The 20,660-nt window shown below is 62.4% G+C and carries 14 protein-coding genes and 1 other RNA gene; 9 read left to right on the forward strand and 6 right to left on the reverse strand.

Annotated features, from left to right (window positions below; all coding sequences use genetic code 11):
• Positions 1–117 precede the first annotated feature (117 nt).
• Together PQR62_RS10815 and rnpB are read right to left on the reverse strand one after the other, a co-directional pair.
• Positions 118–1,290 (reverse strand): enoyl-CoA hydratase/isomerase family protein, encoded by a 1,173-nt coding sequence (locus PQR62_RS10815; protein WP_408157692.1) that lies wholly within the window; start codon positions 1,288–1,290, stop codon positions 118–120.
• A 107-nt stretch (positions 1,291–1,397) separates the two neighbouring features.
• Positions 1,398–1,730: RNase P RNA component class A (rnpB, locus tag PQR62_RS10820), an RNA gene on the reverse strand.
• A 291-nt stretch (positions 1,731–2,021) separates the two neighbouring features.
• On the opposite strand from rnpB, the gene PQR62_RS10825 reads away from it, so the two are divergent.
• The 4 genes from PQR62_RS10825 (at position 2,022) to PQR62_RS10840 (ending at position 6,733) form a co-directional block, all read left to right on the forward strand.
• Positions 2,022–3,251: a branched-chain amino acid ABC transporter substrate-binding protein gene (locus PQR62_RS10825; protein WP_408157694.1), complete on the forward strand. Its 1,230-nt coding sequence runs from the start codon at positions 2,022–2,024 to the stop codon at positions 3,249–3,251.
• Between the two features lie 239 nt (positions 3,252–3,490).
• Positions 3,491–4,759 (forward strand): D-amino acid dehydrogenase, encoded by a 1,269-nt coding sequence (locus PQR62_RS10830; protein ID WP_408157696.1) that lies wholly within the window; start codon positions 3,491–3,493, stop codon positions 4,757–4,759.
• 228 nt (positions 4,760–4,987) lie between these two features.
• Positions 4,988–5,740 (forward strand): HpcH/HpaI aldolase family protein, encoded by a 753-nt coding sequence (locus tag PQR62_RS10835; RefSeq protein ID WP_408157698.1) that lies wholly within the window; start codon positions 4,988–4,990, stop codon positions 5,738–5,740.
• Between the two features lie 177 nt (positions 5,741–5,917).
• Positions 5,918–6,733, forward strand: a complete 816-nt coding sequence (locus tag PQR62_RS10840) for a hypothetical protein (RefSeq protein ID WP_408157700.1) — start codon at positions 5,918–5,920, stop codon at positions 6,731–6,733.
• A gap of 87 nt (positions 6,734–6,820) precedes the next feature.
• On the opposite strand, the gene PQR62_RS10845 is transcribed toward PQR62_RS10840, so the two are convergent.
• From PQR62_RS10845 to PQR62_RS10855, 3 genes are all read right to left on the reverse strand, one after another.
• A complete protein-coding gene (locus PQR62_RS10845; RefSeq protein ID WP_408157702.1) occupies positions 6,821–7,828 on the reverse strand; it encodes an aldo/keto reductase in 1,008 nt (335 codons plus the stop codon).
• 219 nt (positions 7,829–8,047) lie between these two features.
• Complete coding sequence (locus PQR62_RS10850) at positions 8,048–9,070, reverse strand: AraC family transcriptional regulator (protein WP_408157703.1); 1,023 nt, start codon at positions 9,068–9,070, stop codon at positions 8,048–8,050.
• A gap of 544 nt (positions 9,071–9,614) precedes the next feature.
• Positions 9,615–10,634: a LysR family transcriptional regulator gene (locus tag PQR62_RS10855; RefSeq protein WP_408157705.1), complete on the reverse strand. Its 1,020-nt coding sequence runs from the start codon at positions 10,632–10,634 to the stop codon at positions 9,615–9,617.
• 426 nt (positions 10,635–11,060) lie between these two features.
• Between PQR62_RS10855 and PQR62_RS10860 the strand changes: the two genes are divergently transcribed.
• From PQR62_RS10860 to PQR62_RS10880, 5 genes are all read left to right on the forward strand, one after another.
• Positions 11,061–11,921, forward strand: a complete 861-nt coding sequence (locus tag PQR62_RS10860) for an alpha/beta hydrolase fold domain-containing protein (RefSeq protein WP_408157707.1) — start codon at positions 11,061–11,063, stop codon at positions 11,919–11,921.
• Positions 11,922–11,931: 10 nt separating this feature from the next.
• Positions 11,932–13,149, forward strand: a complete 1,218-nt coding sequence (locus PQR62_RS10865; RefSeq protein WP_408157709.1) for an efflux RND transporter periplasmic adaptor subunit — start codon at positions 11,932–11,934, stop codon at positions 13,147–13,149.
• Between the two features lie 120 nt (positions 13,150–13,269).
• Positions 13,270–16,491: an efflux RND transporter permease subunit gene (locus PQR62_RS10870; protein WP_408157711.1), complete on the forward strand. Its 3,222-nt coding sequence runs from the start codon at positions 13,270–13,272 to the stop codon at positions 16,489–16,491.
• 34 nt (positions 16,492–16,525) lie between these two features.
• Positions 16,526–18,064, forward strand: a complete 1,539-nt coding sequence (locus PQR62_RS10875; protein ID WP_408157713.1) for an efflux transporter outer membrane subunit — start codon at positions 16,526–16,528, stop codon at positions 18,062–18,064.
• Positions 18,065–18,345: 281 nt separating this feature from the next.
• Positions 18,346–18,849, forward strand: coding sequence for a DUF1993 domain-containing protein (locus PQR62_RS10880; protein ID WP_408157715.1), 504 nt, complete (start codon positions 18,346–18,348; stop codon positions 18,847–18,849).
• Positions 18,850–18,943: 94 nt separating this feature from the next.
• Here the strand turns inward: PQR62_RS10880 and PQR62_RS10885 are convergent, their stop codons facing one another.
• Positions 18,944–20,605 (reverse strand): COG3904 family protein, encoded by a 1,662-nt coding sequence (locus PQR62_RS10885; RefSeq protein WP_408157717.1) that lies wholly within the window; start codon positions 20,603–20,605, stop codon positions 18,944–18,946.
• Between the last annotated feature and the right edge of the window lie 55 nt (positions 20,606–20,660).

The following is a 20,660-nucleotide window of genomic DNA, read 5'->3' on the forward strand; positions in this document are numbered from 1 at the left end:
GCGGCGCAGGCAGCCTGACGAAGCAGTCATGCATTCAATGAAGCTGAGGCGTCACATCCCCGCACAGAAAACAAAATGGCGACCCGCAGGCCGCCATTTTTCCATTCTGCGCATGCCTCAGGCCAGATCCGCCAGAGGGTGATTCTCACGCGTCCACGGGCTGGCGAAAAATCCCTCCACCCAGTCGGCATCGACCTGTTCCAGCGTCGCATGCTTCCATTTCGGCTTCTGGTCCTTTTCGATGATCAGGGCGCGCACGCCTTCCGAAAAATCAGGGCGCGCCGCACATTGCAGCGACACGCCGAACTCCAGCCGGAACACTTCGGCCAGCGACATATGCCGCACCTTCTTTTGCAACGCATAACCCAGCCAGGCAGAAGCCGGCGCACCGGCGCGCAAGGTGGCAACGGCTTTCCTGAGCCAGGCGTCTTCGACTTCCAGCGCCAGAATCGCGCTGACGATTTCCGGCAGCGTCGGCTTGCCGCATAGCGCATTGATCAGATCCTGATGCGCGCGCAATTGCGAAGCTGCGAAAACAATAGGCTCGGCGGCAGGCTCGGCAACAGATGCGCCGTCGTCCTGCGCCTGCAGCAGCAGACCGTCCAGCGCCGCGTGATCGTCGCCGCTATCCCAGCGCTGCGCCAGCAACTGATCGATCAGCGCCTGCTTATGCTGCTGTCCGATGGTGTAATCCGCGAGTCCGGCATAGATGGCGTCGTTGGCGTTCATCAGTGCGCCGGTCAGCGCCAGAAACACGCCGGTCTTGCCCGGCATGCGGCTGAGAAACCAGCTGCCGCCGACATCGGGATACAGGCCGATGGTGATTTCAGGCATCGCCAGACGCGACTTTTCGGTCACCACGCGATGACTGCAACCGGCCATCAGGCCGATGCCGCCACCCATCACAATGCCATGGCCCCAGCACAGTATCGGCTTGGAGTAGGTGTGGATAAGATAGTCGAGCCGGTATTCATGCTCGAAAAATTCGACCGCATAGGGATTGCCGCGGATGTCTTCGCGATCCGGTGCAGCATGATGTTCCAGCATGGTTTTGTAGAGTTGCTGCAGATCGCCGCCGGCGCAAAAGGCTTTTTCGCCCTGGGCCTGCAGGATCACCATGGCGATGGCCGGATCGGCCTGCCACTTGCGCAACTGCGGGGTCAGCAGATTGACCATGTCCAGCGACAGTGCGTTGAGCGTCTTTTCCGACGCCAGCGTCGCCACGCCGATACGACGTCCGCCTTGCGCGGACCATTCTTCAAATGCGACCGGATTGCTGTTTTGAGTCATCGGGGCTCCTGACTTGTCTCATGCGGCCCGTCGCCGGTGGCCTCGCTTGCCGGCAAGCCCGCAGGAAACACCGGAGTGCGCCGCTTTGTTGTGGATGGTGTGGAATTCAATGAAGCAAGCCGATAGGCCGGATTCTGTTACGACGGTTGCCCGTTATGACAGCCATTCCTCTAGGCGCTGGATTGCTCCAGCACTCAAGCTCTCTACCCGCACGCTCCGCGAGCAACATCAACGCGTGCCTATTTGAGATTGCTCCGAGTGGAGGTTACCGCGTTTCACCGTAACTAAATACGCTCGTCTCTGTGGCCCTGTTCCTCGCCTTATACCGGCTTGCACCGGCTTTCGGCGGACGGCCGTTAACCGTCACCCTGCTCTATGGAGTCCGGACCTTCCTCCCGCCGCCCCTTGAGAGGGCAGCCAGCGGCTGTCTGGCTTGCTTCGGGCGCTATTGTAACGCAGCAAACAGCCGCGCCAGGGAATGCGATGCAGCAAAGCGATTTTGCAGCATCGCACAAAGCTCCCTGAGAAATGCAGCACGGGCCCATGAAATGCAGGTATCTGGAGTGAGCACAGCCATAAAACAGGCGCTTTTACAGGCTTTTTCCACGGTTTTGGCGGCAAGCCCGGCCGCTAAACTGATTTTCCAAGCTCATTCGATGCGCAAACTGAAAAATCGCGCAATTCCTCACCCGGCAATGACACTAAGGCGCTCAGATAAGCAACCGCGCCGCATGGCTTGCACACAGAAGGGAAGCAGCATGGCCGACGCCTTCAACACTTATCGCCCCCATCGCCGACGCCGGCATGCCGTATTGGCATCGCTATCGGCATCGTTGATGGTCGTCGCTTTCAGCCTGCTGCCAGGGACGGGGCATGCTCAGGAAGATACCCAGACCGTGTTGCTCGGCTTCGCCGGCCCGCTCAGCGGCAGCTCGGCCAAGGTAGGCAAAGGCCAGCAGCAGGCGGTGGAACTGGCGATTGCCGACGCCAACGCACATCCCTTCAAGATCGACGGCAAGAAAATCCAGTTCAAGCTGCTGGCGCAAGACGATCGCGGCGACGCCCGCACCGCCACGCTGGTGGCGGATTATCTGGTCAAGGCCGGTGTCGTGGCGGTGATCGGCCACTGGAATACCGCCGCCAGCCTGAGCGCCGCGCCGATTTATGCCAGAGCCAATCTGGCCCAGATCGCACCGGGTTCGACCGGTCGCCAATACACGCAAGGCGGCTCGAACAGCAGCTTTCGCATCGTCGGCCATGACGATGAAGGCGGCATCTATGCCGGCAATTACGCGGTGCGCACACTCAACGCCAGGCGCATCGCGGTGATCGACGACGACACCGTGTTCGGGCGCAACCTGGCTACGCAATTCATCGCCAGCCTGCGCGACAACGGCGAAACGGCAGTCGCGCGCGAAAGCATCAACAGCAAGACTTCCGACTTCAACGCCGCGCTCAGCGCCATCAAGAGCAAGAACCCCGATCTGATTTTCTTCGGCGGCCTCGGTGCGCAAGCGGCCACGCTGACGCGCAGCATCGCCCGCATGCAGATGACAGTGCCGCTGATGGCGGCCGACGGCACGGTCGGGCCGCTGTTCATCGAACTGGCCGGCGCCGACGGCAACGGGACGCTGGCGCTGGCGCCCGGCCTGCCGCAAGAAAAGATGAATGGCTGGAAGGCCTTCGAAAAGAAATACAGGAACGGCGCCGACGGCGACATCGACTTCTTCGCGCCGTTTGCCTATGACGCCGCGCAGGTGCTGATCGCCGCCATCCGCCAGAACAATTCGCTGGATCCGCAGCGCATCGCCGCCACTTTGCACGGCATCAGGTTTGCCGGACTGAGCGCAGCGATCTCCTTCGATGCCGAAGGCAATCTGAACAATGCCGGCTACACCATGTATCAGTTGAAGAACCAGAAATGGCAGGCGCTCAAGACCTTCGGCGGCGGCGGCCGCTGAGGCCATTCTGAAGCAGCGCGAGCGCCGGAAATCAGCGCCGACGCAATGCAAAATAGGCATAGGACAGCCCGTGCGCTCTCACTTATAGTAGCGCTCTGCTGCGTCCTGCGGCACCGATCGTCCGTGCCATGCAGGCAGGTCCGGAACTTGCTCAAGCTGATGACGAATCTGCCGATTCGGAACGCCAGGTTCAGGATCGCTCCCGCCGGTTTCCCGGTTTTGTTGCACACAGGATTTCCATGCATATCTGCGTATTAGGCGCCGGCGTGATCGGCGTGACTTCGGCGTATCGCCTGCTGCAAGACGGCCATCAGGTGACACTGATCGAGGGCCGCGAGGCGCCCGGCATCGGCACCAGCCTCGGCAACGGCGCTCAGTTGAGCTACTCGTATGTGGCGCCGCTGGCCGATCCTTCGGTCTGGAGCAACTGGGCCTATTACATGTTCAGCCCCAGCTCGCCGATGACGCTCAGGCCGACGCTCGATCCGGCGCAATACCGCTGGCTGATCAAGTTCCTCGGCGCCTGCAATGCCGACCGCGTCAAGCGCACCACCATCGAGCTGCTGCAACTGGCGTTTTTCAGTCGTGACCAGCTCAAGCAGTGGAACGACAGCCTCAATCTCGATTTCAGCTATCGCACCGCCGGCAAACTGGTGATGTTTACCGATCCTTCCGGGCTTGATGCGGCGCGCCGCCAGGTCGCCTTCCAGGCGCAATATGGCTGCGAGCAGCAAGTCATCAGCGCCGAGCGCTGCCTGCAACTGGAGCCGGCGCTGGCTGCTTCCGACCGCAAATGGGCAGGCGGCGTTTATACGCCGAGCGAAGAAGCCGGTGATTGCGCACAGTTCTGCCAGGCGCTGGTGCGCGAGATGCAAAACAATCCGCAATTCCGTTTCATGCCCGCCACCAGGGTCGGCAAGGCGCGCATGCAAGGCGGCGCGCTGCGTGCGGTGCAAGCCGGCGCGGAGTGGGTGGAGGCAGAGAATTTCGTGCTGGCGCTGGGACCGGAAAGCCCGGAATTCGCACGCCAGGTCGGTCTGACGCTGCCGCTGTATCCGCTCAAGGGATACAGCATCACAGTGCCGCTCCTGGACGAGGCAGCGCAAAAGGCGGCGCCACAGGTATCGATCACCGACATCTCGCGCAAGATCGTCTATGCGCGCCTGGGCGAACGCCTGCGCGTGGCCGGCCGGGTCGAGCTGGTCGGCATGGATCGCAGCATTCCTCAGCGCGCCATCGACGAACTCAAGCTAGGCGTGCGCGAGCTGTTCCCGGCCAGCAGCGACCTGAGCAATGACGCCAGCCTGGCGCCGTGGTCGGGCTTCCGTCCGGCTACGCCGAGCGGCGTGCCTATCGTCGGCGCCTCGCCGGTGAAAAACCTGTATCTCAATCTGGGCCAGGGTGCGCTCGGCTGGACGCTGGCCTGCGGCAGCGCCACGCTGCTGAGCGATCAGATCGGCGGCCGCAAGTCGCAGATCGACGTCAGCCCCTTCCGCTTCGGCGCCTGAGCGCCAGACCCTGAAGCAATCGAACGGCGCATATCCGTACACATGGAGATGCGCCGTTTTCACATGCGCGCTGTTCCGGTCTTCGCGGCCATGCTCTGCAAGATCCCCGCATTGCGTCTACCATAGTGCGACAACAAAGCGGTGCCATGCTGTGCTGGCACTGAACAAGAAACACGAGACCTCAAACAAGACTAAGCATCCGCCGGATGCATCACCATGGAGACTTCAATGCGGGAAAATCGACTGCGTACCCTGTTCGCCGACAAAAAACTGGCCCTCAACGGCTGGGTGTCAATGGGCAATTCACTGCTGGCCGAAGTGCTGTCGCACAGCGGCTATGACGCGGTCACGGTCGATCTGCAGCACGGTCTGTTCTCGATCGAAGCGGCGGTGTCCATCCTGCAGGCGATCTCCACCACCGGCGCCGTGCCGCTGGCGCGCTGCTCCGAAAACAGCCTGGGCGAAATCAACAAGCTGCTGGACGCCGGCGCCTACGGCATCATCTGCCCGCTGGTCAATACACGTGAGGACGCCGAACAATTCGTGCGTGCCTGTCATTACTCGCCACGCGGCGGCCGCAGCTACGGCCCGGCGCGCGGCGTGCTGTATGGCGGCGCCGATTATTTCACGCATGCCAACCGCACCGTGCTGACGCTGGCGATGATAGAAACCAAGCTGGGTCTGGCCAATGCCGAGGCCATCATGTCGGTGCCGGATCTGGACGGCATCTTCATCGGCCCGGCCGATCTGGCGATCGACATGGGACTGGCGCCGGACAACTGGAAAGACAAGCAGGTCACCGATGCCATCCAGTCGCTGGTGGCGCTGGGTGCACAACTGGGCAAATACATCGGCATCTTCGCCGGTACCGTCGAGATGGCGCAGCGCATGAAGGAATACGGGCTCGACATGGTGGCCCCGGGCACCGATATCCAATTGCTGCGCGCAGAGGCCCAGGCCAGAATTGCCGCGCTACGCTGATGCCGAATAAAAGCGATGGCGCAGCAATGCCTTCGCGACATCCTCATAAAGTTATTTTGAGAATAGTCCTATATCAAGCACGGCTGTCGATTCGGATAATTTGCCTTACCCGATAGGGATTGAGGCAGCCGCAAGATCGCTCCCCTTCCCGCTGCGGGCCACCAAGGGGAGTCGATCATGCCAGCATCCAGTACCTGCACGACCAGCGCGACCAACGCATCAACACCAGCAATCCCGTCAGTCACGGCCTCGCGGCGCACACTGAAATGCAGTCTCACATATATCCTCACCGGCGGCACTTTCCTGCTCGGCGCCTGCAGCCCGGCCCCAAGCAATCTTGACGCATCGGCCTTGCCGACTACGCCTCTGCCTGGCGACCAATTCTCCGCGGCAGCAGGACTTCCGCACACGCTGAACGCCGAACAACTGTATCTGGCCTGCGCACGTGAAGCCGCCGAACACGGGATCAGGGTCAAACCGTTTCCCTCCACGCAAGCATCAGCCAAAAACGGAGGTAAAGAAAGGAAAGCGGATGCCGACGCGCCCGCCATCGACGTCATGGACATGAGTGTGGAAAACGGTTGTGAAGCGCGCCCCGGCACAGCGCGCAATACCGCCCCCGGAAGCACGCAGCCATTCTCCGCCTATCAGGAAATCCGGGAAATCCGGGACAGCGGGAAGCGCCTGAAAATTACGCAGCAGATGCCGGCAGAGCGGCTGCAAGTCGAGCTGGGCGAGCAGACGCCAATGGCCGACGGCGCCCGGAACAAAGCAGATGAAACCATGATGGACGGCAGCAAGCCCTTGAAGAACGCGCCGAACGCGCCGCGCTGGGCTTGCAGCGCCGGGCGCGACATGTCCATGCAAAGCCATTTCATGCTGCTCAATCTGTGCCTGCACGACACGACCCCGGCGCAGGCCGAAGCGCAAACCCAGAGCTACAACCCGCAGCACAAAAAGAAAACGCGCGTCATCATGCGGCTAGCCACCTGATGACACGCGTACAAAACTGAGCCGCACTGTCTGCATTCAGGTCGCCCGCACAATAAAGCGGGCGCCTGAAAAACCGCGAAGCACTGATTACTTCACTGTCAGCCGCCCGAAAAACGGATAGCTCGGATCGTTGTAACCCGGCGTCGATGCATGGCCCGGCGTGACCAGACTATCCACCAGCTCCTCCTCTTCCGCCGTGATCTTCAGATCCACCGCCGCGTAATAATCTTCCATCTGCGCCAGCGTGCGCGGGCCGGCGATCACGCTGCTGATGGCCGAATTGGCGAGCACCCAGGCGGTCGCAAATTGCCCCAGCTTGACCCCGCGCGCTTCGCAGTGCTGCTGCAGACGCTCGGCGATTTGCAGGGATTCATCGCGGAACTCGGTTTCCATCATGCGCTTGTCGCCGCGTCCGGCACGGGTGCCTTCCGGCGGTTTCTGGCCCGGCTTGTATTTGCCGGTCAACACACCGCGCGCGATCGGGCTGTACGGCACCACACCCAGACCGTAGTTGGCGCAGGCCGGCAGGATTTCCACTTCCGGGCCGCGATTGAGCAGGTTGTAATACGGCTGGCACACCAGCGGCAGCGGCACATTGTTCTTTTCGCACAGACGCGCGATTTCTGCGATGCGCCAGCCGCGGAAGTTGGACACGCCGAAGCCGCGAATCTTGCCATTGCGGATCAGATCGCCCAGCGCCTGAATCGCCTCTTCCAGATTTTCATCCTGATAATCGCGATGCATGTAGAGGATGTCGAGATAGTCGGTATCCAGCCGCTTCAGGATATTGTCGGTCTCGCGCACGATCCAGTTGCGCGAATAATGCGACTGATTCGGCGCCGCGCTCATCGCATTGCCGAGCTTGCTGGCCAGCACCCAGTCATGGCGCTGACCGCGCAGCAACTGGCCCACCAGCTCTTCCGACTTGCCCTTGGTGTAGACATCGGCGGTGTCGATGAAATTGACGCCATGCTCGCGCGCCGAGGCGACGATGCGGCCGGCCTCGTCGATGTCGGTCTGATCGCCGAACATCATGCTGCCCAGACACAGGGCCGATACCTTGAGATTGCTCTTGCCGAGACGTCGATATTGCATGCTGTGCTCCTTAGCTTTTATCTTGGGGGATGCCGCCGCCCTCATGCAACAGCGCGAGGCCGGGAAAATGAGGATGAGTCGAATGCCGCGCACCGCCCTCAGCCAGGGACGACGCGCACGCAACAGGGAAGATTCTAGCGGCTTATGGAAAACGCGGCTTGACGCGCCGCGCACGCGGGCTGGATCAATTCCGCAGCGACTGCGGACAGGGGTGGAAACTCAAGAACTGAGTGCCTCTTCTTCCAGCCAGCGCCGCTTGTCGCGCAAAGGCGGCGCGCCGAACAGGCGGCTGTATTCGCGGCTGAATTGCGAGGTGCTTTCATAACCCACCAGATGCGCCGCCATGGTGACGCCGGCATCGGTGGAAATGATCAGGCGCCGCGCCTCCTGCAGGCGCAGATTCTTTTGATACTGCAGCGGGCTCATGGCGGTCACCACCTTGAAATGATGGTGCAGCGAAGACACGCTCATGTGCACATCGCGCGCGATGTCATCGATACGCAGCGGCTGCGCAAAACCCTCGCGCAACATGCGGATGGCCTTGGCGACACGGTTCATCTGGCTATCGTGCAGCACAGTCTGGCGCAGCATCGCGCCCTCGCCGTTCATCAGCAGGCGATAGACGATCTCGCGCTTGATCAGCGGCGCCAGAATCGGAATGTCGCGCGGCGCATCGAGCAGTCGCAGCAGGCGCAAGGTGGCATCCAGCAAAGTGCTGTCGAGGCGATTGACGTGCATGCCGCGCGAAGGGTCGGCCGGGGCAATCGGCGGCAGCTTGTCGTCGCCGATCAGCTCGCCGATTTCAGTGCTCGGCAGATCCAGCCGCAGGCCCATGTAAGGCTCTTCCGGGCTGTGGATGATGACCTTGCCGCACACCGGCAGATCGACCGAGGCCACCATGTAATCCATGGGATGGCATTCATAAGTCTCGTCGCCGACCAGCAGACGTTTGGAGCCTTGTCCTATCACTGCAAACATGGCGTGCTGAATCGCATGCTGGGGGCCGCCCGGCCTGGTGATGCGATGCACGAAGAAACCGGGGATCGCGGTATCGCGCGAACCTTCCTGATCCGCGGTATGGCGCGTCAGCAGCGCAATCAGTTCGCGCCGGCCGGCTTCCAAGGCCTGTTGCTCGGCACTGTTGTCCGCGCTCGGCAGCGGTGGCAAAGAGGCCGGAGCCGAAAAGAAGGCTTCAGGAGATTGATGCGTGGGATGGGTGTCGCTGGACTCGATGAGCTGCATGCGGCCCTCGTGATAAGAAATGAGAGGAAGAAACGGAAGACAGTCGGACAGCTTAATGCAAAGAAGCGGACTGCCTGATTCTCCACCCATGATTTTGCAGGAATAGGCAATTTTCCCGGACAATCAGGTCAATCAAGGCCTGACATCCCTTTTTAATCAGGGCCATCAGAGCGCCCTTTGCAGAAAAAACAAACCTGAACGGCACAGGCACAAACTGCCTGATTTTCCGGCACTGCGGACGATCAGGCAAAAAATTGGCAGCTTTCGGCAACTTTTTTTTGCTGCGCCGCCAGATAATCCTTCTCGACTCCTGGTCCGACCGCCCTGCCGTTTCAGCGCAGCGCGACGGCGTTCCGACACCCATCCCGCACTCCCCGATTGAAGCCGCCGGCCAAGCCGTCGCGGCAGGCATCGGGGTCTGCATTTTCCTGAGGACTGCCGCATGCAACAAATCTGCCCGCAGAAAACCGAAGGCGCCAAGCCGGCAGATCATGTCTGCCCGGCGGGCGCCCTGGATGAAGCATGCAGCGAAATCAGTCCGCTCTCAGAACACGCTTTCGGCGATGTTGTGCTGTTCGATGACCGTGCGCACGGTGGTGTGGGGATCGGCCTCGGTGACGAATTTGCATTCGCCGGCGTCCTTCATGCCCATGGTGCAAGCCTTGTGCAGCGGGCAGGTGGCGAACAGTTCGGCCACCCAGTCGACGAAGGCACGCACCTTGGGCGACAGATGGCGGTTATGCAGATACACCACCGAAATCGGCATCGGCACCGGCTTCCATTGCGCCAGCATTTCCACCAGACGACCGTCATCCAGATAGTTCTGAACCATGTACAGCGGCGCCTGCACCATGCCGAAACCCTGCAGCGCGCAAGCGACGTAGGCGTCGCCGTCGTTGACCGAAAGCTTGCCGTTCATCTTTATTTCGGTCGGCACGCCGTTGACCATGAAGTCCCAGTCGATGGTGCGACCGGTGCGGCTGGAAAAGTAATGCACCGCCTGATGGCTCTGCAGATCTTCCAGCGTGTGCGGCACGCCATGCCGTTCGAGGTAGATGGGCGAGGCGCAGGTCACGCTCTGGAAAGTGCCGACGCGGCGCGCCACCATCGAGGAATCCTGCAGTTCGCCGACGCGGATCACGCAATCGACCGCCTCCTGCACCATGTCCACCGGCCTGTCGCTCATGCCCATCACCAGCTCGATGTCCGGGTACTTGGTGTAGAAGTCGCACAAATGGGGCAGCATCAGCAGGCGGCCGATGGAGGCCGGCACGTCAATGCGCAGCCGGCCTTGCGGGCCGCGCGTGACATTGCGGAAGGAAGCTTCGGTCTCGTCGACATCGGCCAGGATGCGGATGCAGCGCTCGTAGTAGGCGGCGCCGTCCGGCGTCAGGCTGATGCGGCGTGTGGTGCGATTGAGCAGGCGCACCTGCAACATGCCTTCCAGACCCTGGATGATGGTGGTGACGGTGGTGCGCGGCAGATCCAGATTGTCTGCTGCTCGCGTGAAACTGTTGGCATCCACCACAGCGGTGAACACTTGCATCGCCTGAAAACGATCCATGTCGATCTCCTTTCGTTCAGTGCCGGCCGGGCCGGACTGATTCAAACGCGGGGCGCTCACCGAAGTCTGCGGCGGCTGGCGCAGCCCCTTGCCAGCCGGCCTGAAAACAAGGAAGCCGCACTTTGGCAACTCCGCTCTTTTGCATCCAAATTACAACAAATTTCCCTCAAAACAAGAGCAGACCTGAATCCCGTCCATCTGCAAAACCTGCGAATGAAGCCACAAACGGGCCATGAAACAGCCTGTTTTGCAGAGGAGGCGGCAGCGGAAAAGACTACGCTGAGCCGTATTCTGACGAACTATTGCTCGTCGATTGTTCGGTCCGGGCGAATAGTGTTGTTGAATTATAGGCGTTTATTTGGGGCCGTGCTGTGGCGCACAATCCGCTTCATTCTCCGACAAAGGTCATTTGACCGCGACACCATCATGCCAGGCTCGCACCCGCTCGATATCCGCAATTTCTTCGTCCCCGGCCCGCTCGGACGCATTCCGGTGCGCCTGTACACGCCGGCGCAGGAAGCCGGCACCCGCAAGAAAATGCCGCTGGTGATGTATTTCCACGGCGGCGGCTTCGTCGGCGGCTCGCTCGACGACGCCGATGCCACTGCCGGCTTCATCGCCCGCTACAGCAGCAGCGTGGTGCTGTCGGTCGGTTACGCGCTGGCGCCGGCCAAACCCTTCCCGGCGGCGCCCGAAGATGCCTACGCCGCCGCAGTCTGGGCCTGCACGCATGCCGACGAAATCCGCGCCGATGTCAGCCGCATGGTGGTGGCCGGCGACGATGCCGGCGGCAGCCTGGCCGCCAGCCTGACCATGATGACCCGCGACCGTTGCGGCAAGCCGCTGGCGGCGCAGGTGCTGATCAGCCCCATGCTGGATCCCAGCATGCGCCTGCTGGGTGATGCCAACCACCTGAAATCCGACCTGACGGCCGAGAAATGCGCGGCCAGCTATCGCCAGTATCTGCCACAGACCATGCAGCGCATGCACCCCTACGCGGCGCCGCTGGAAGTGAGCCGGCTGGCAGGTTTGCCGGCCGCCTTCATCGCCACCGCCGAGCGCGACGTGCTGTGCCAGGAGGCAGAAAAGTATGCCGCCGCACTGATACGCGCCGGCGTGCCGACCCAGGTATCGCGCTTTGCCGGCATCACCCATGGCGCGCTGCGCACGCATCTGCCGCTGCTCAAGGAAATCGTGAACTTCCTGCGCTGCCGCTTTGCCCGCGCCCTGGGCGACGACCACAACAACACCGACTACATCCCTTTTGCTTTTCAACCTTCTCTCTGAGGTCAATAACATGAACACACCTACAACTCTGCGCAAGCGCTTCGCTCTTACCGCCACCGTGCTGGCGGTGATCGCCCTGACCGTCGGCGGCGCCATTTCCGCCATCGGCATCTCGGCCAACGCCAGCACACCGCCGGCCGCGCCGCCGGCCGCCGGAGTCGATGTTGCGGCCGTCGTCGGCAAGAAGATCATTGACTGGCAAAGCTATTCCGGCCGTATCGAAGCCGTCGACCGGGTTGAAATCCGGCCGCTGGTCTCGGGCACGCTGACCGCCGTCCACTTCAAGGACGGCGCACTGGTCAAAAAGGGTGAAGTGCTGTTCACCATCGATCCGCGCCCTTACGCCGCCGAAGTGGCACGCGCCGAAGCGCAACTGGCCGGCGCCGAAGCACGCGCCGGCTACACCTCGACCGACGTCGCACGCGGCCAGCGTCTGCTGAGCGACAACGCCATCGCCCGTCGCGACTATGAAGAAAAGCAGAACGCCGCCCGCGAAGCCGCCGCCAATGTGCAAGCCGCCAAGGCGGCACTGCGCGTGGCCCGCCTGAATCTGGAATACACCCAGATCGTGGCGCCGGTGGCCGGCCGCATCTCGCGCGCTGAAGTCACGGTCGGCAACGTCGTGACTGCGGGCGCCGGCACCGTGCCGCTGACCACGCTGGTGTCGGTGGCCAAGGTCTACGCCTCCTTCGACGTCGATGAACAAAGCTTCCTGCGTTACGTGAATCCGGCGCGCGCCGCCGGCACCTCGGTGCCGGTGTATCTGGGCCTGGCCAATGAAGACGGCTATTCGCGCCAGGGCAAGGTCGGTTCGGTGGATAACCGTCTCGACGCCACCTCCGGCACCATCCGCGTGCGCGCCGTGTTCGACAACGCCGACGGCCAGTTGCTGCCGGGTCTGTATGCCCGCATTCATCTGGGCGGCGGTGCACCGCGCGAAGCCGTGCTGGTCGCGGAAAAAGCGCTCGGCACCGATCAGGACAAACGTTTCGTGCTGGTCGCCGATCAGACCAATCATGCGGTCTACCGCCAGGTGCGCGTCGGTTCGGCGCAGGACGGTCTGGTGGTGGTCGAAAGCGGTCTGAAGTCGGGTGAGCGCATCGTCGTCAACGGCCTGCAACGGATTCGTCCGGGCGACGCCATCACGCCGACCGAAGTACCGATGCTGCCGGTCGCCGACAAGGCTGCCGCCAACGACGCCGATGCCAAGGCCAAGCCGGCGGCCTGAGGCAGGAATCGTCAGGGCATAGCGCCAACTCAATAGCAAAAACAGGGAAGTCCGGAATGCGGCGACGCCACGCTGGCATGGCGCGGCCGCCGCATCCGGAAAGCTGAACAGGGAACCCCAATGAACATCTCAAAATTCTTCATCGACCGCCCGATTTTCGCGGGTGTGCTGTCGATACTGCTGCTACTGGCCGGCGTGCTGGCCATGTTTCAGCTGCCGATTTCGGAATATCCGGAAGTAGTGCCGCCTTCGGTGGTGGTAAAGGCCCAGTATCCGGGCGCCAACCCCAAAGTCATCGCCGAAACCGTGGCCTCGCCGCTGGAAGAGCAGATCAACGGCGTGGAAAACATGCTGTACATGCAGTCGCAGGCCAACAGCGACGGCAATCTGACCATCACCGTCAACTTCCGCCTCGGGGTTGATCCCGACAAGGCGCAGCAACTGGTGCAGAACCGCGTGGCGCAAGCCTTGCCGCGTCTGCCGGAAGACGTGCAGCGGCTGGGCGTGACGACCATCAAGTCGTCGCCGACGCTGACCATGGTGGTCCACCTGATCTCGCCGGACAACCGCTACGACACCACCTATCTGCGCAACTACGCGGTGCTCAACATCAAGGATCGCCTGGCGCGGATTCAGGGCGTGGGCGAAGTCGGCCTGTTCGGTTCGGGCAACTACGCCATGCGCGTCTGGCTCGACCCCAACAAGGTGGCGCAACGCGGCCTGACCGCCAGCGACGTGATCAAGTCGATCCGCGAGCAGAACGTGCAAGTGGCGGCCGGCGTGATCGGCGCCTCGCCCAGCTCGCCTGACGTGCCGGTGCAATTGTCGGTCAACGCGCAAGGCCGTCTGAAAACCGAAGAAGACTTCCGTGAAATCATTCTGAAGAGCGACGCCGGCGGCGCCATCACCAAGCTGGGCGATGTGGCCCGGGTCGAGCTGGCGGCGTCCGAATACGGCCTGCGCTCGCTGCTGGACAACAAACCGGCGGTGGCGATTCCTATCTTCCAGGCGCCGGGTTCGAATGCGCTGGATGTGTCCACCCAAGTGCGCGCGGCGATGAAGGATCTGGCCAAGGATTTCCCGGCCTCGGTCGAATACCGCATCGTGTATGACCCGACCCAGTTCGTGCGCGCTTCCATCGAAGCCGTGGTGCACACCCTGCTGGAAGCGATTCTGCTGGTGGTGATCGTGGTGATCGTGTTCCTGCAGACCTGGCGCGCCTCCATCATTCCGCTGCTCGCGGTACCGGTATCGATCATCGGTACCTTCTCCCTGATGCTGGGCTTCGGCTACACCATCAACGCGCTGTCGCTGTTCGGCATGGTGCTGGCGATCGGGATTGTGGTGGACGATGCCATCGTGGTGGTGGAAAACGTCGAGCGCAATATCTCGGCCGGGCTGTCGCCGCGTGAAGCAACCTACCGCGCCATGCAGGAAGTCTCGGGCCCGATCATCGCGATTGCGCTGACGCTGGTGGCGGTGTTCGTGCCGCTGGCCTTCATGACCGGCCTCACCGGCCAGTTCTACAAACAGTTCGCGATGACGATTGCGATCTCGACCGTGATTTCGGCCTTCAACTCACTGACGCTGTCGCCGGCGCTGGCGGCCCTGCTGCTGAAGGATCATCACGCCAAGCCGGACTGGCTGACGCGCATGATGGATCGTTTCCTCGGCGGTTTCTTCGTGCGCTTCAACCGCTTCTTCAACCGCGCTTCCGACGGCTACGGCCGCGGCGTGACCGGCGTGATCAAGCGCAAGGGCAGCACCATGGCGGTGTATGCAGTGCTGCTGGCGGCCACCGTGGGTATCGGCTATCTGGTGCCGGGCGGTTTCGTGCCGGGCCAGGACAAGCAATATCTGGTGGCCTTTGCGCAGTTGCCCAACGGCGCTTCGATCGACCGCAGCGAAGACGTGATGCGCAAGATGAGCGACATCATGCTGAAAGAACCGGGCGTGGATAGCGCGATTGCCTTCCCCGGCCTGTCGATCAACGGCTTCACCAACAGTTCCTCCGCCGGTATCGTGTTCGTCGGCCTGAAGCCCTTCGAAGAGCGCAAGAGCAAGGAACTGTCGGGCAATGCCATCGCCATGTCGCTGAACAAGAAATTCGGCGGCATCAAGGAAGCCTTCACCGCCGTCTTCCCGCCGCCACCGGTGATGGGTCTGGGCACGCTGGGCGGCTTCAAGATGCAGATCGAAGATCATGGCGCAGTCGGTTACGCCGAACTCGACGCCGCAGCGCAAGCCTTCATCAAGGCCGCCGCCAAGGAACCGGCGCTGGGCCCGATGTTCTCCAGCTATCAGATCAACGTGCCGCAACTGGACGTCGACCTTGATCGCGTGAAGGCCAAGCAGCTCGGCATTCCGGTGACCGATGTATTCAACACCATGCAGATCTATCTGGGCTCGCTGTACGTCAATGACTTCAACCGCTTTGGCCGCGTGTATCAGGTGCGGGCTCAGGCTGATGCGCCGTTCCGCGCCACCGCCGACGACATCGGTCAGCTGAAGACACGCAATGCCGCCGGCGACATGGTGCCGCTGTCTTCGGTGGTCAAGGTCAAGCAGACCTTCGGCCCTGAAATGGTGGTGCGCTACAACGGCTTCACTGCGGCCGACATCAACGGCGGCCCGGCGCCCGGCTACTCGTCGGATCAGGCTGAAAAAGCTGCAGAACGTGTGGCGGCTGCCACTCTGCCGCGCGGCGTGCGCTTTGAATGGACCGACCTGACGTATCAGAAAATCCTGGCAGGCAATGCCGGCGTGTGGGTGTTCCCGATCAGCGTGCTGCTGGTGTTCCTGGTGCTGGCTGCGCTGTATGAAAGCCTGACCCTGCCGCTGGCCGTGATCCTGATCGTGCCGATGAGCATTCTGGCGGCCCTCACCGGCGTCTGGCTGACCAAGGGCGACAACAATATCTTCACGCAGATCGGCCTGATGGTGCTGGTCGGCCTGTCAGCGAAGAATGCGATCCTGATCGTGGAATTCGCCCGTGAACTGGAAATGCAGGGCAGCACCCCGATCCGCGCTGCGATCGATGCCAGCCGCCTGCGTCTGCGTCCTATCCTGATGACTTCGATCGCCTTCATCATGGGTGTGGTGCCGCTGATCACCTCGTCCGGCGCCGGTTCGGAAATGCGTTATGCGATGGGTATCGCGGTGTTCTTCGGCATGCTGGGCGTGACCCTGTTCGGTCTGTTCCTGACGCCGGTGTTCTACGTGTTGCTGCGCACGCTGGGCGGCAGCAAGAAGCTGCACTCGGCCTCGCAGCACGCAGCGCCGCTGACCGCTGGCACGCATGTCGAAAGCCATGCCCTGCCCGGCCCGCAGGACAACCGCTGAACCACGCCAAGCCGACTCAATCTGGAGTAAGAAAATGAATTTCGACAATACGAATGCACATGGCGCCCAGGCCCTTCTGGGCAAGCTGGTCCGCCCTGCACGCATCAGCTCGGCTTTGCTGGCGGCGCTGCTGGTGCTGGCCGGCTGCTCGGTGGCGCCGACCTACGAACGGCCGGCGGTAGATACGCCGGCCGCCTTCAAGGAAGCCGCAGCGCCACAGACCGGCGAAAACGGCAGCCAATGGAAGGCCGCACAACCCGCTGAAGACATCGCCCGCGGCGAATGGTGGAAGATCTTCAACGACGACAGCCTGAATGCGCTGGAAGATCGTGCCCAGCAAGCCAATCAGGATCTGAAGGCGGCTGCGGCCCGGCTCGGCCAGGCGCGGGCGCTGACGCGCGATGCGCGCTCGGGTTATTTCCCGCAGGTGGACGCCGGCATCGGCGCCACCCGTCAACGCACCTCGCCGGCCTCGCAAGGTCTGCCGGCCGACGCCAACACCTCGCCCACCACGCTGTACCGGGCGCAGGTCGGCGTCTCGTATGAAGTGGATCTGTTCGGTCGCGTCTCGTCCACAGTCGATGCCGCCACCGCCGACGCCCAGCGCAGCGAAGCGCTGTTCCACTCGGTGCTGCTGGCCTTGCAGGCCGACGTCGCGCAACAGTATTTCCAGCTGCGCGAACTGGATGCGGCGCTGGAGTTGTATCGCGGCACGGTCGAGCTGCGTTCGCAATCGCTGAAGCTGGTGCAGCGCCGTTTCGATGAAGGCGACATCAGCGAAGTGGATGTGGCGCGCGCCAAATCCGAACTGGCCTCGGCCCAATCCGAGGCGCTGGGCATTGCGCGCAGCCGCGCCACCGCCGAGCACGCGCTGGCGGTGCTGCTGGGACAAACCCCGGCCGAATTCAATTTCGCGCCGCGTCCGCTGACCCGCCTGTCGCTCAACGTCCCGGCCGGCCTGCCCTCGGCGCTGCTGGAACGCAGGCCCGACATCGCCGCTGCCGAGCGTTCGATGGCGGCGGCCAACGCCCGCGTCGGCGTTGCCAAATCGGCCTTCTTCCCCAGCCTCAACCTGACCGGCGGTTTCGGCTATGAATCGGCGCAACTGGGCGATCTGTTCAACTGGTCCAGCCGCACCTTCCTGCTGGGCCCGCTGGTCGGTACCGCCCTGAGCATGCCGCTGTTCGACGGCGGCCGCCGCCAGGCCGGCGTCGACCGCGCCCGCGCCAGCTACGAAGAACAAGTCGCCACCTACCGCGGCACGGTGCTCAACGCCTTCCGCGAAGTGGAAGACAACCTCGCCAACCTGCGCATCCTGGGCGACCAGACCAAGGCCCAGGACGACGCGGTACAAGCCTCAGCCCGCGCCGCCAAGCTCTCGCACGTGCAATACCGCGAAGGCTCGGTCAGCTTCTTCAACGTCATCGACGCCGACCGCACCGTCCTGCAACAGCAACGCGCAGCAGTCCAGCTCGACGGTGAACGCGCCCGTTCCACCGTCAACCTGATCCGCGCACTGGGCGGCGGATGGGGCAACGCGCAGGCAACCACGCAAGTGTCGTCGGCAGAGTAACGAGCAAACATTGATGTAGCAAAGCCGCAGGCGAGCAAAAATCCCGAAGCCGAAGGCGAGGCGGTTAAAAGAAGTCCCCTTGTGGGCCAGCCGGCGGCGCGGTGTAAAAAATGGATCAGAAGGGAAACTTGTCTGAGCGCAGCGAGTTTGTTTCCCTTCCCATTTTTTACAGCGTGACGACGGGAATCCCCGGCAACTGAGCCCGTCCGAAGAAAAAACAGCATCGCCAACACGCAACGCAAAAAACAAACAGAGAACCCAACATAGAAAAGGCCAACATCATGTCCATCACCCTCCACCAAACCAGCATCCCCGTCCTCATCCACGGCCTGCAAACCCTCTCCACCCTGCTCGACAAAGCCGAACAGCACGCCGACGAACACAAGCTCGATCCGCAACAACTGATCGGCGCCCGCCTGTACGAAGACATGTTCCCGCTCTCGGGCCAGATCCAGCGCGCCAGCGACACCGCCAAGGCCACTGCAACCAGACTGTCCGGCGCCGCCGCCCCCAGCTTCGCCGATGAAGAAGTCAGCTTCGACGACCTGCAGCAGCGCATCAACAAGACCATCGTGTTTCTGGAAAGCGTCACTGCCGATCAGGTCGACGGCCAGGAACAGCGTGAAGTGAAAATGAAGCTGCGCGGCGAAGAGCGCGTGATGACAGGCCAGGACTATCTGCTGCAATTCGGCCTGCCGAATTTCCTGTTCCACGTCACCACCGCCTACGGCATCCTGCGCAATCAGGGCGTGAAGCTGGGCAAAATGGATTTTCTGGGACTGTAAGTTCCGGCCGCAAGCGCTTCAGGCAAAGAAAAAGCCGCCACTGCCAAGGCAAGGCGGCGCTTCCTGAAGTGACGAAGATTTCCCCCGTGGTTTTTCAGCCCGCTTCGGCGGGCTTTTTTTCGTCCTGCGAATACAGCATGCGAAACACCGTGGCGCGTTCGTCTTCCGGCAGATTGTTGACGGCCTGCAGATAGGCCACCGTGGCATTGCAGGTGGCAACCGGATTGCCCACGCGCGCGGCCGGCGAGGACAGCAGTTTCAACTCATCGCGCGAGAGACTGCTCAGCGCCTTGCGCAGCGCGGCGGCTTTTTCGCGCTGGGTAAAACGGCGCGCATTGAGCGGATCGCTGTCGCTGATCAGCGTCATCGTGACCTTCATTTCACGCGCAGCGAAATCCGGCGGCAGCAAGGCTTGCGGCCCGGCGCCGCTGTTGCTGGCACGCGCGCCGGGGAAGATCAGTTCGGTGCAGGCGGTCGCACTCTTGATGCGCAGGGCTTCGGCCTGATCCAGCACCAGTTGCTGGAATTCCGCCAGTGCGCGGTCGGAGGCAATCGGCAGCAGACGGCGCGTGACCATGCCCAGCTGCTCGCGGCTGGCGGCCAGGATTTCATTGTCGGTGGCAGAGGCCTGCGCGCGCGTCCAGGCCAGATCGACAATGCGCTTGAATTCCAGCGGATAGTGTCTGGCCAGCAGATTGAACAAGGCGCTCTTGCGGAATTCATTGGCCAGATCCTCGCGGGTGGCGGCCATGGTGGCCAGCACCGTGGTCTCGCCGCCGGCGCTGATGCGGGTCAGCACAGTGGCGCGCAACATCTCGGGAATGGTCGGATACCAGCTGCCGCTCTGCGGCGTGTCAGCGATGCGTTCGATGAAATCGTAGGGCAGGCCGAAGTGGGAATAAGTCTGCTGCGTCAGCGCGCGATCGAAGGGCTTGTTGATGCGGTCATCGCCGCCGACGGTATAGAGCGTATGGAAACCCAGCCGTGCATGCGGATCGATGGCGCGATCGCGGCCGGCCAGAAAAGCCAGCGTGCAGGCCGAGGAACATTCCTGTTCGACATAGGTGTTGAGGCCGCGACCGGCAATCACATCGGCCACCAGTTTGCCCTCGCGCACCCAGCCGCCGGCCGAGTACAGCACCACGGTAGTGACCTCGGGCGCAGCATCCAGCGCGCGCGCCAGTCCGTCGGCCGCGCCATCGTTCATGCCGCCTTGCAGCAGGATGGATTTGCCGCCGGCGCGCACCTGATAAGTAACCGGCGGGCCGAGCTGCTTGCCGCGCGCGATCTCCAGCATTTCGCGGAAAGAGCCGGTGGCGTGCCAGCTGCTGGAGCCCAGACTGAAGGCGCCGAACACGATCATCAGCTTGGCCATGATCACGGCCCAGCGACGACCGCCGCGCGCGACATGGCGATTGGCGGAACGCCAGCAACCGACCACGCCCCACAACCAGCTGATGTAACTGAAGCCGGCGATGACCAGCACCCCGGTCACGCCATAGCGCGCCGGCATGTTGTTGGTCAGCCGCGCCAGCAGCGAAATCGTGAACGCCGGCATCAGCGATGCCAGCAGCACAGTGTGAAGCCAATACGAGCGTCCCAGCGAATAATCGCCGCGCCAATGTTTGCCGATGAACCAGCCTTTGCTGGATTTGGATGCTGCCGCTACCACCAGATGCGTTCCCTCCGTCGCGTCCTGAATGTATTTCTGTCTGCCGTCGCAAGACGCCGGCCGACCGCCTGACTGAGCGCTCAAACGCGTCAGCGAATCCGGCATCATGCTTCGACCAACCGGTCCGGATCAAGCTGCA

Origin of the sequence: Herbaspirillum lusitanum (genome assembly GCF_046025995.1) — a bacterium.
GTDB classification, from domain to species: domain Bacteria; phylum Pseudomonadota; class Gammaproteobacteria; order Burkholderiales; family Burkholderiaceae_D; genus Herbaspirillum; species Herbaspirillum lusitanum_A.

Bases quoted from the DNA above. Each gene is read 5' to 3' on its own strand.
- PQR62_RS10880 (WP_408157715.1), top strand. From the start codon at position 18,346: ATGTCCATCACCCTCCACCAAACCAGCATCCCCGTCCTCATCCACGGC.
- PQR62_RS10825 (WP_408157694.1), top strand. From the start codon at position 2,022: ATGGCTTGCACACAGAAGGGAAGCAGCATGGCCGACGCCTTCAACACT.
- PQR62_RS10815 (WP_408157692.1), bottom strand. From the start codon at position 1,290: ATGACTCAAAACAGCAATCCGGTCGCATTTGAAGAATGGTCCGCGCAA.
- PQR62_RS10845 (WP_408157702.1), bottom strand. From the start codon at position 7,828: ATGCAATATCGACGTCTCGGCAAGAGCAATCTCAAGGTATCGGCCCTG.
- PQR62_RS10860 (WP_408157707.1), top strand. From the start codon at position 11,061: ATGCCAGGCTCGCACCCGCTCGATATCCGCAATTTCTTCGTCCCCGGC.
- PQR62_RS10840 (WP_408157700.1), top strand. From the start codon at position 5,918: ATGCCAGCATCCAGTACCTGCACGACCAGCGCGACCAACGCATCAACA.
- PQR62_RS10875 (WP_408157713.1), top strand. From the start codon at position 16,526: ATGAATTTCGACAATACGAATGCACATGGCGCCCAGGCCCTTCTGGGC.
- PQR62_RS10855 (WP_408157705.1), bottom strand. From the start codon at position 10,634: ATGGATCGTTTTCAGGCGATGCAAGTGTTCACCGCTGTGGTGGATGCC.
- PQR62_RS10835 (WP_408157698.1), top strand. From the start codon at position 4,988: ATGCGGGAAAATCGACTGCGTACCCTGTTCGCCGACAAAAAACTGGCC.
- PQR62_RS10850 (WP_408157703.1), bottom strand. From the start codon at position 9,070: ATGCAGCTCATCGAGTCCAGCGACACCCATCCCACGCATCAATCTCCT.
- PQR62_RS10865 (WP_408157709.1), top strand. From the start codon at position 11,932: ATGAACACACCTACAACTCTGCGCAAGCGCTTCGCTCTTACCGCCACC.
- PQR62_RS10830 (WP_408157696.1), top strand. From the start codon at position 3,491: ATGCATATCTGCGTATTAGGCGCCGGCGTGATCGGCGTGACTTCGGCG.
- PQR62_RS10870 (WP_408157711.1), top strand. From the start codon at position 13,270: ATGAACATCTCAAAATTCTTCATCGACCGCCCGATTTTCGCGGGTGTG.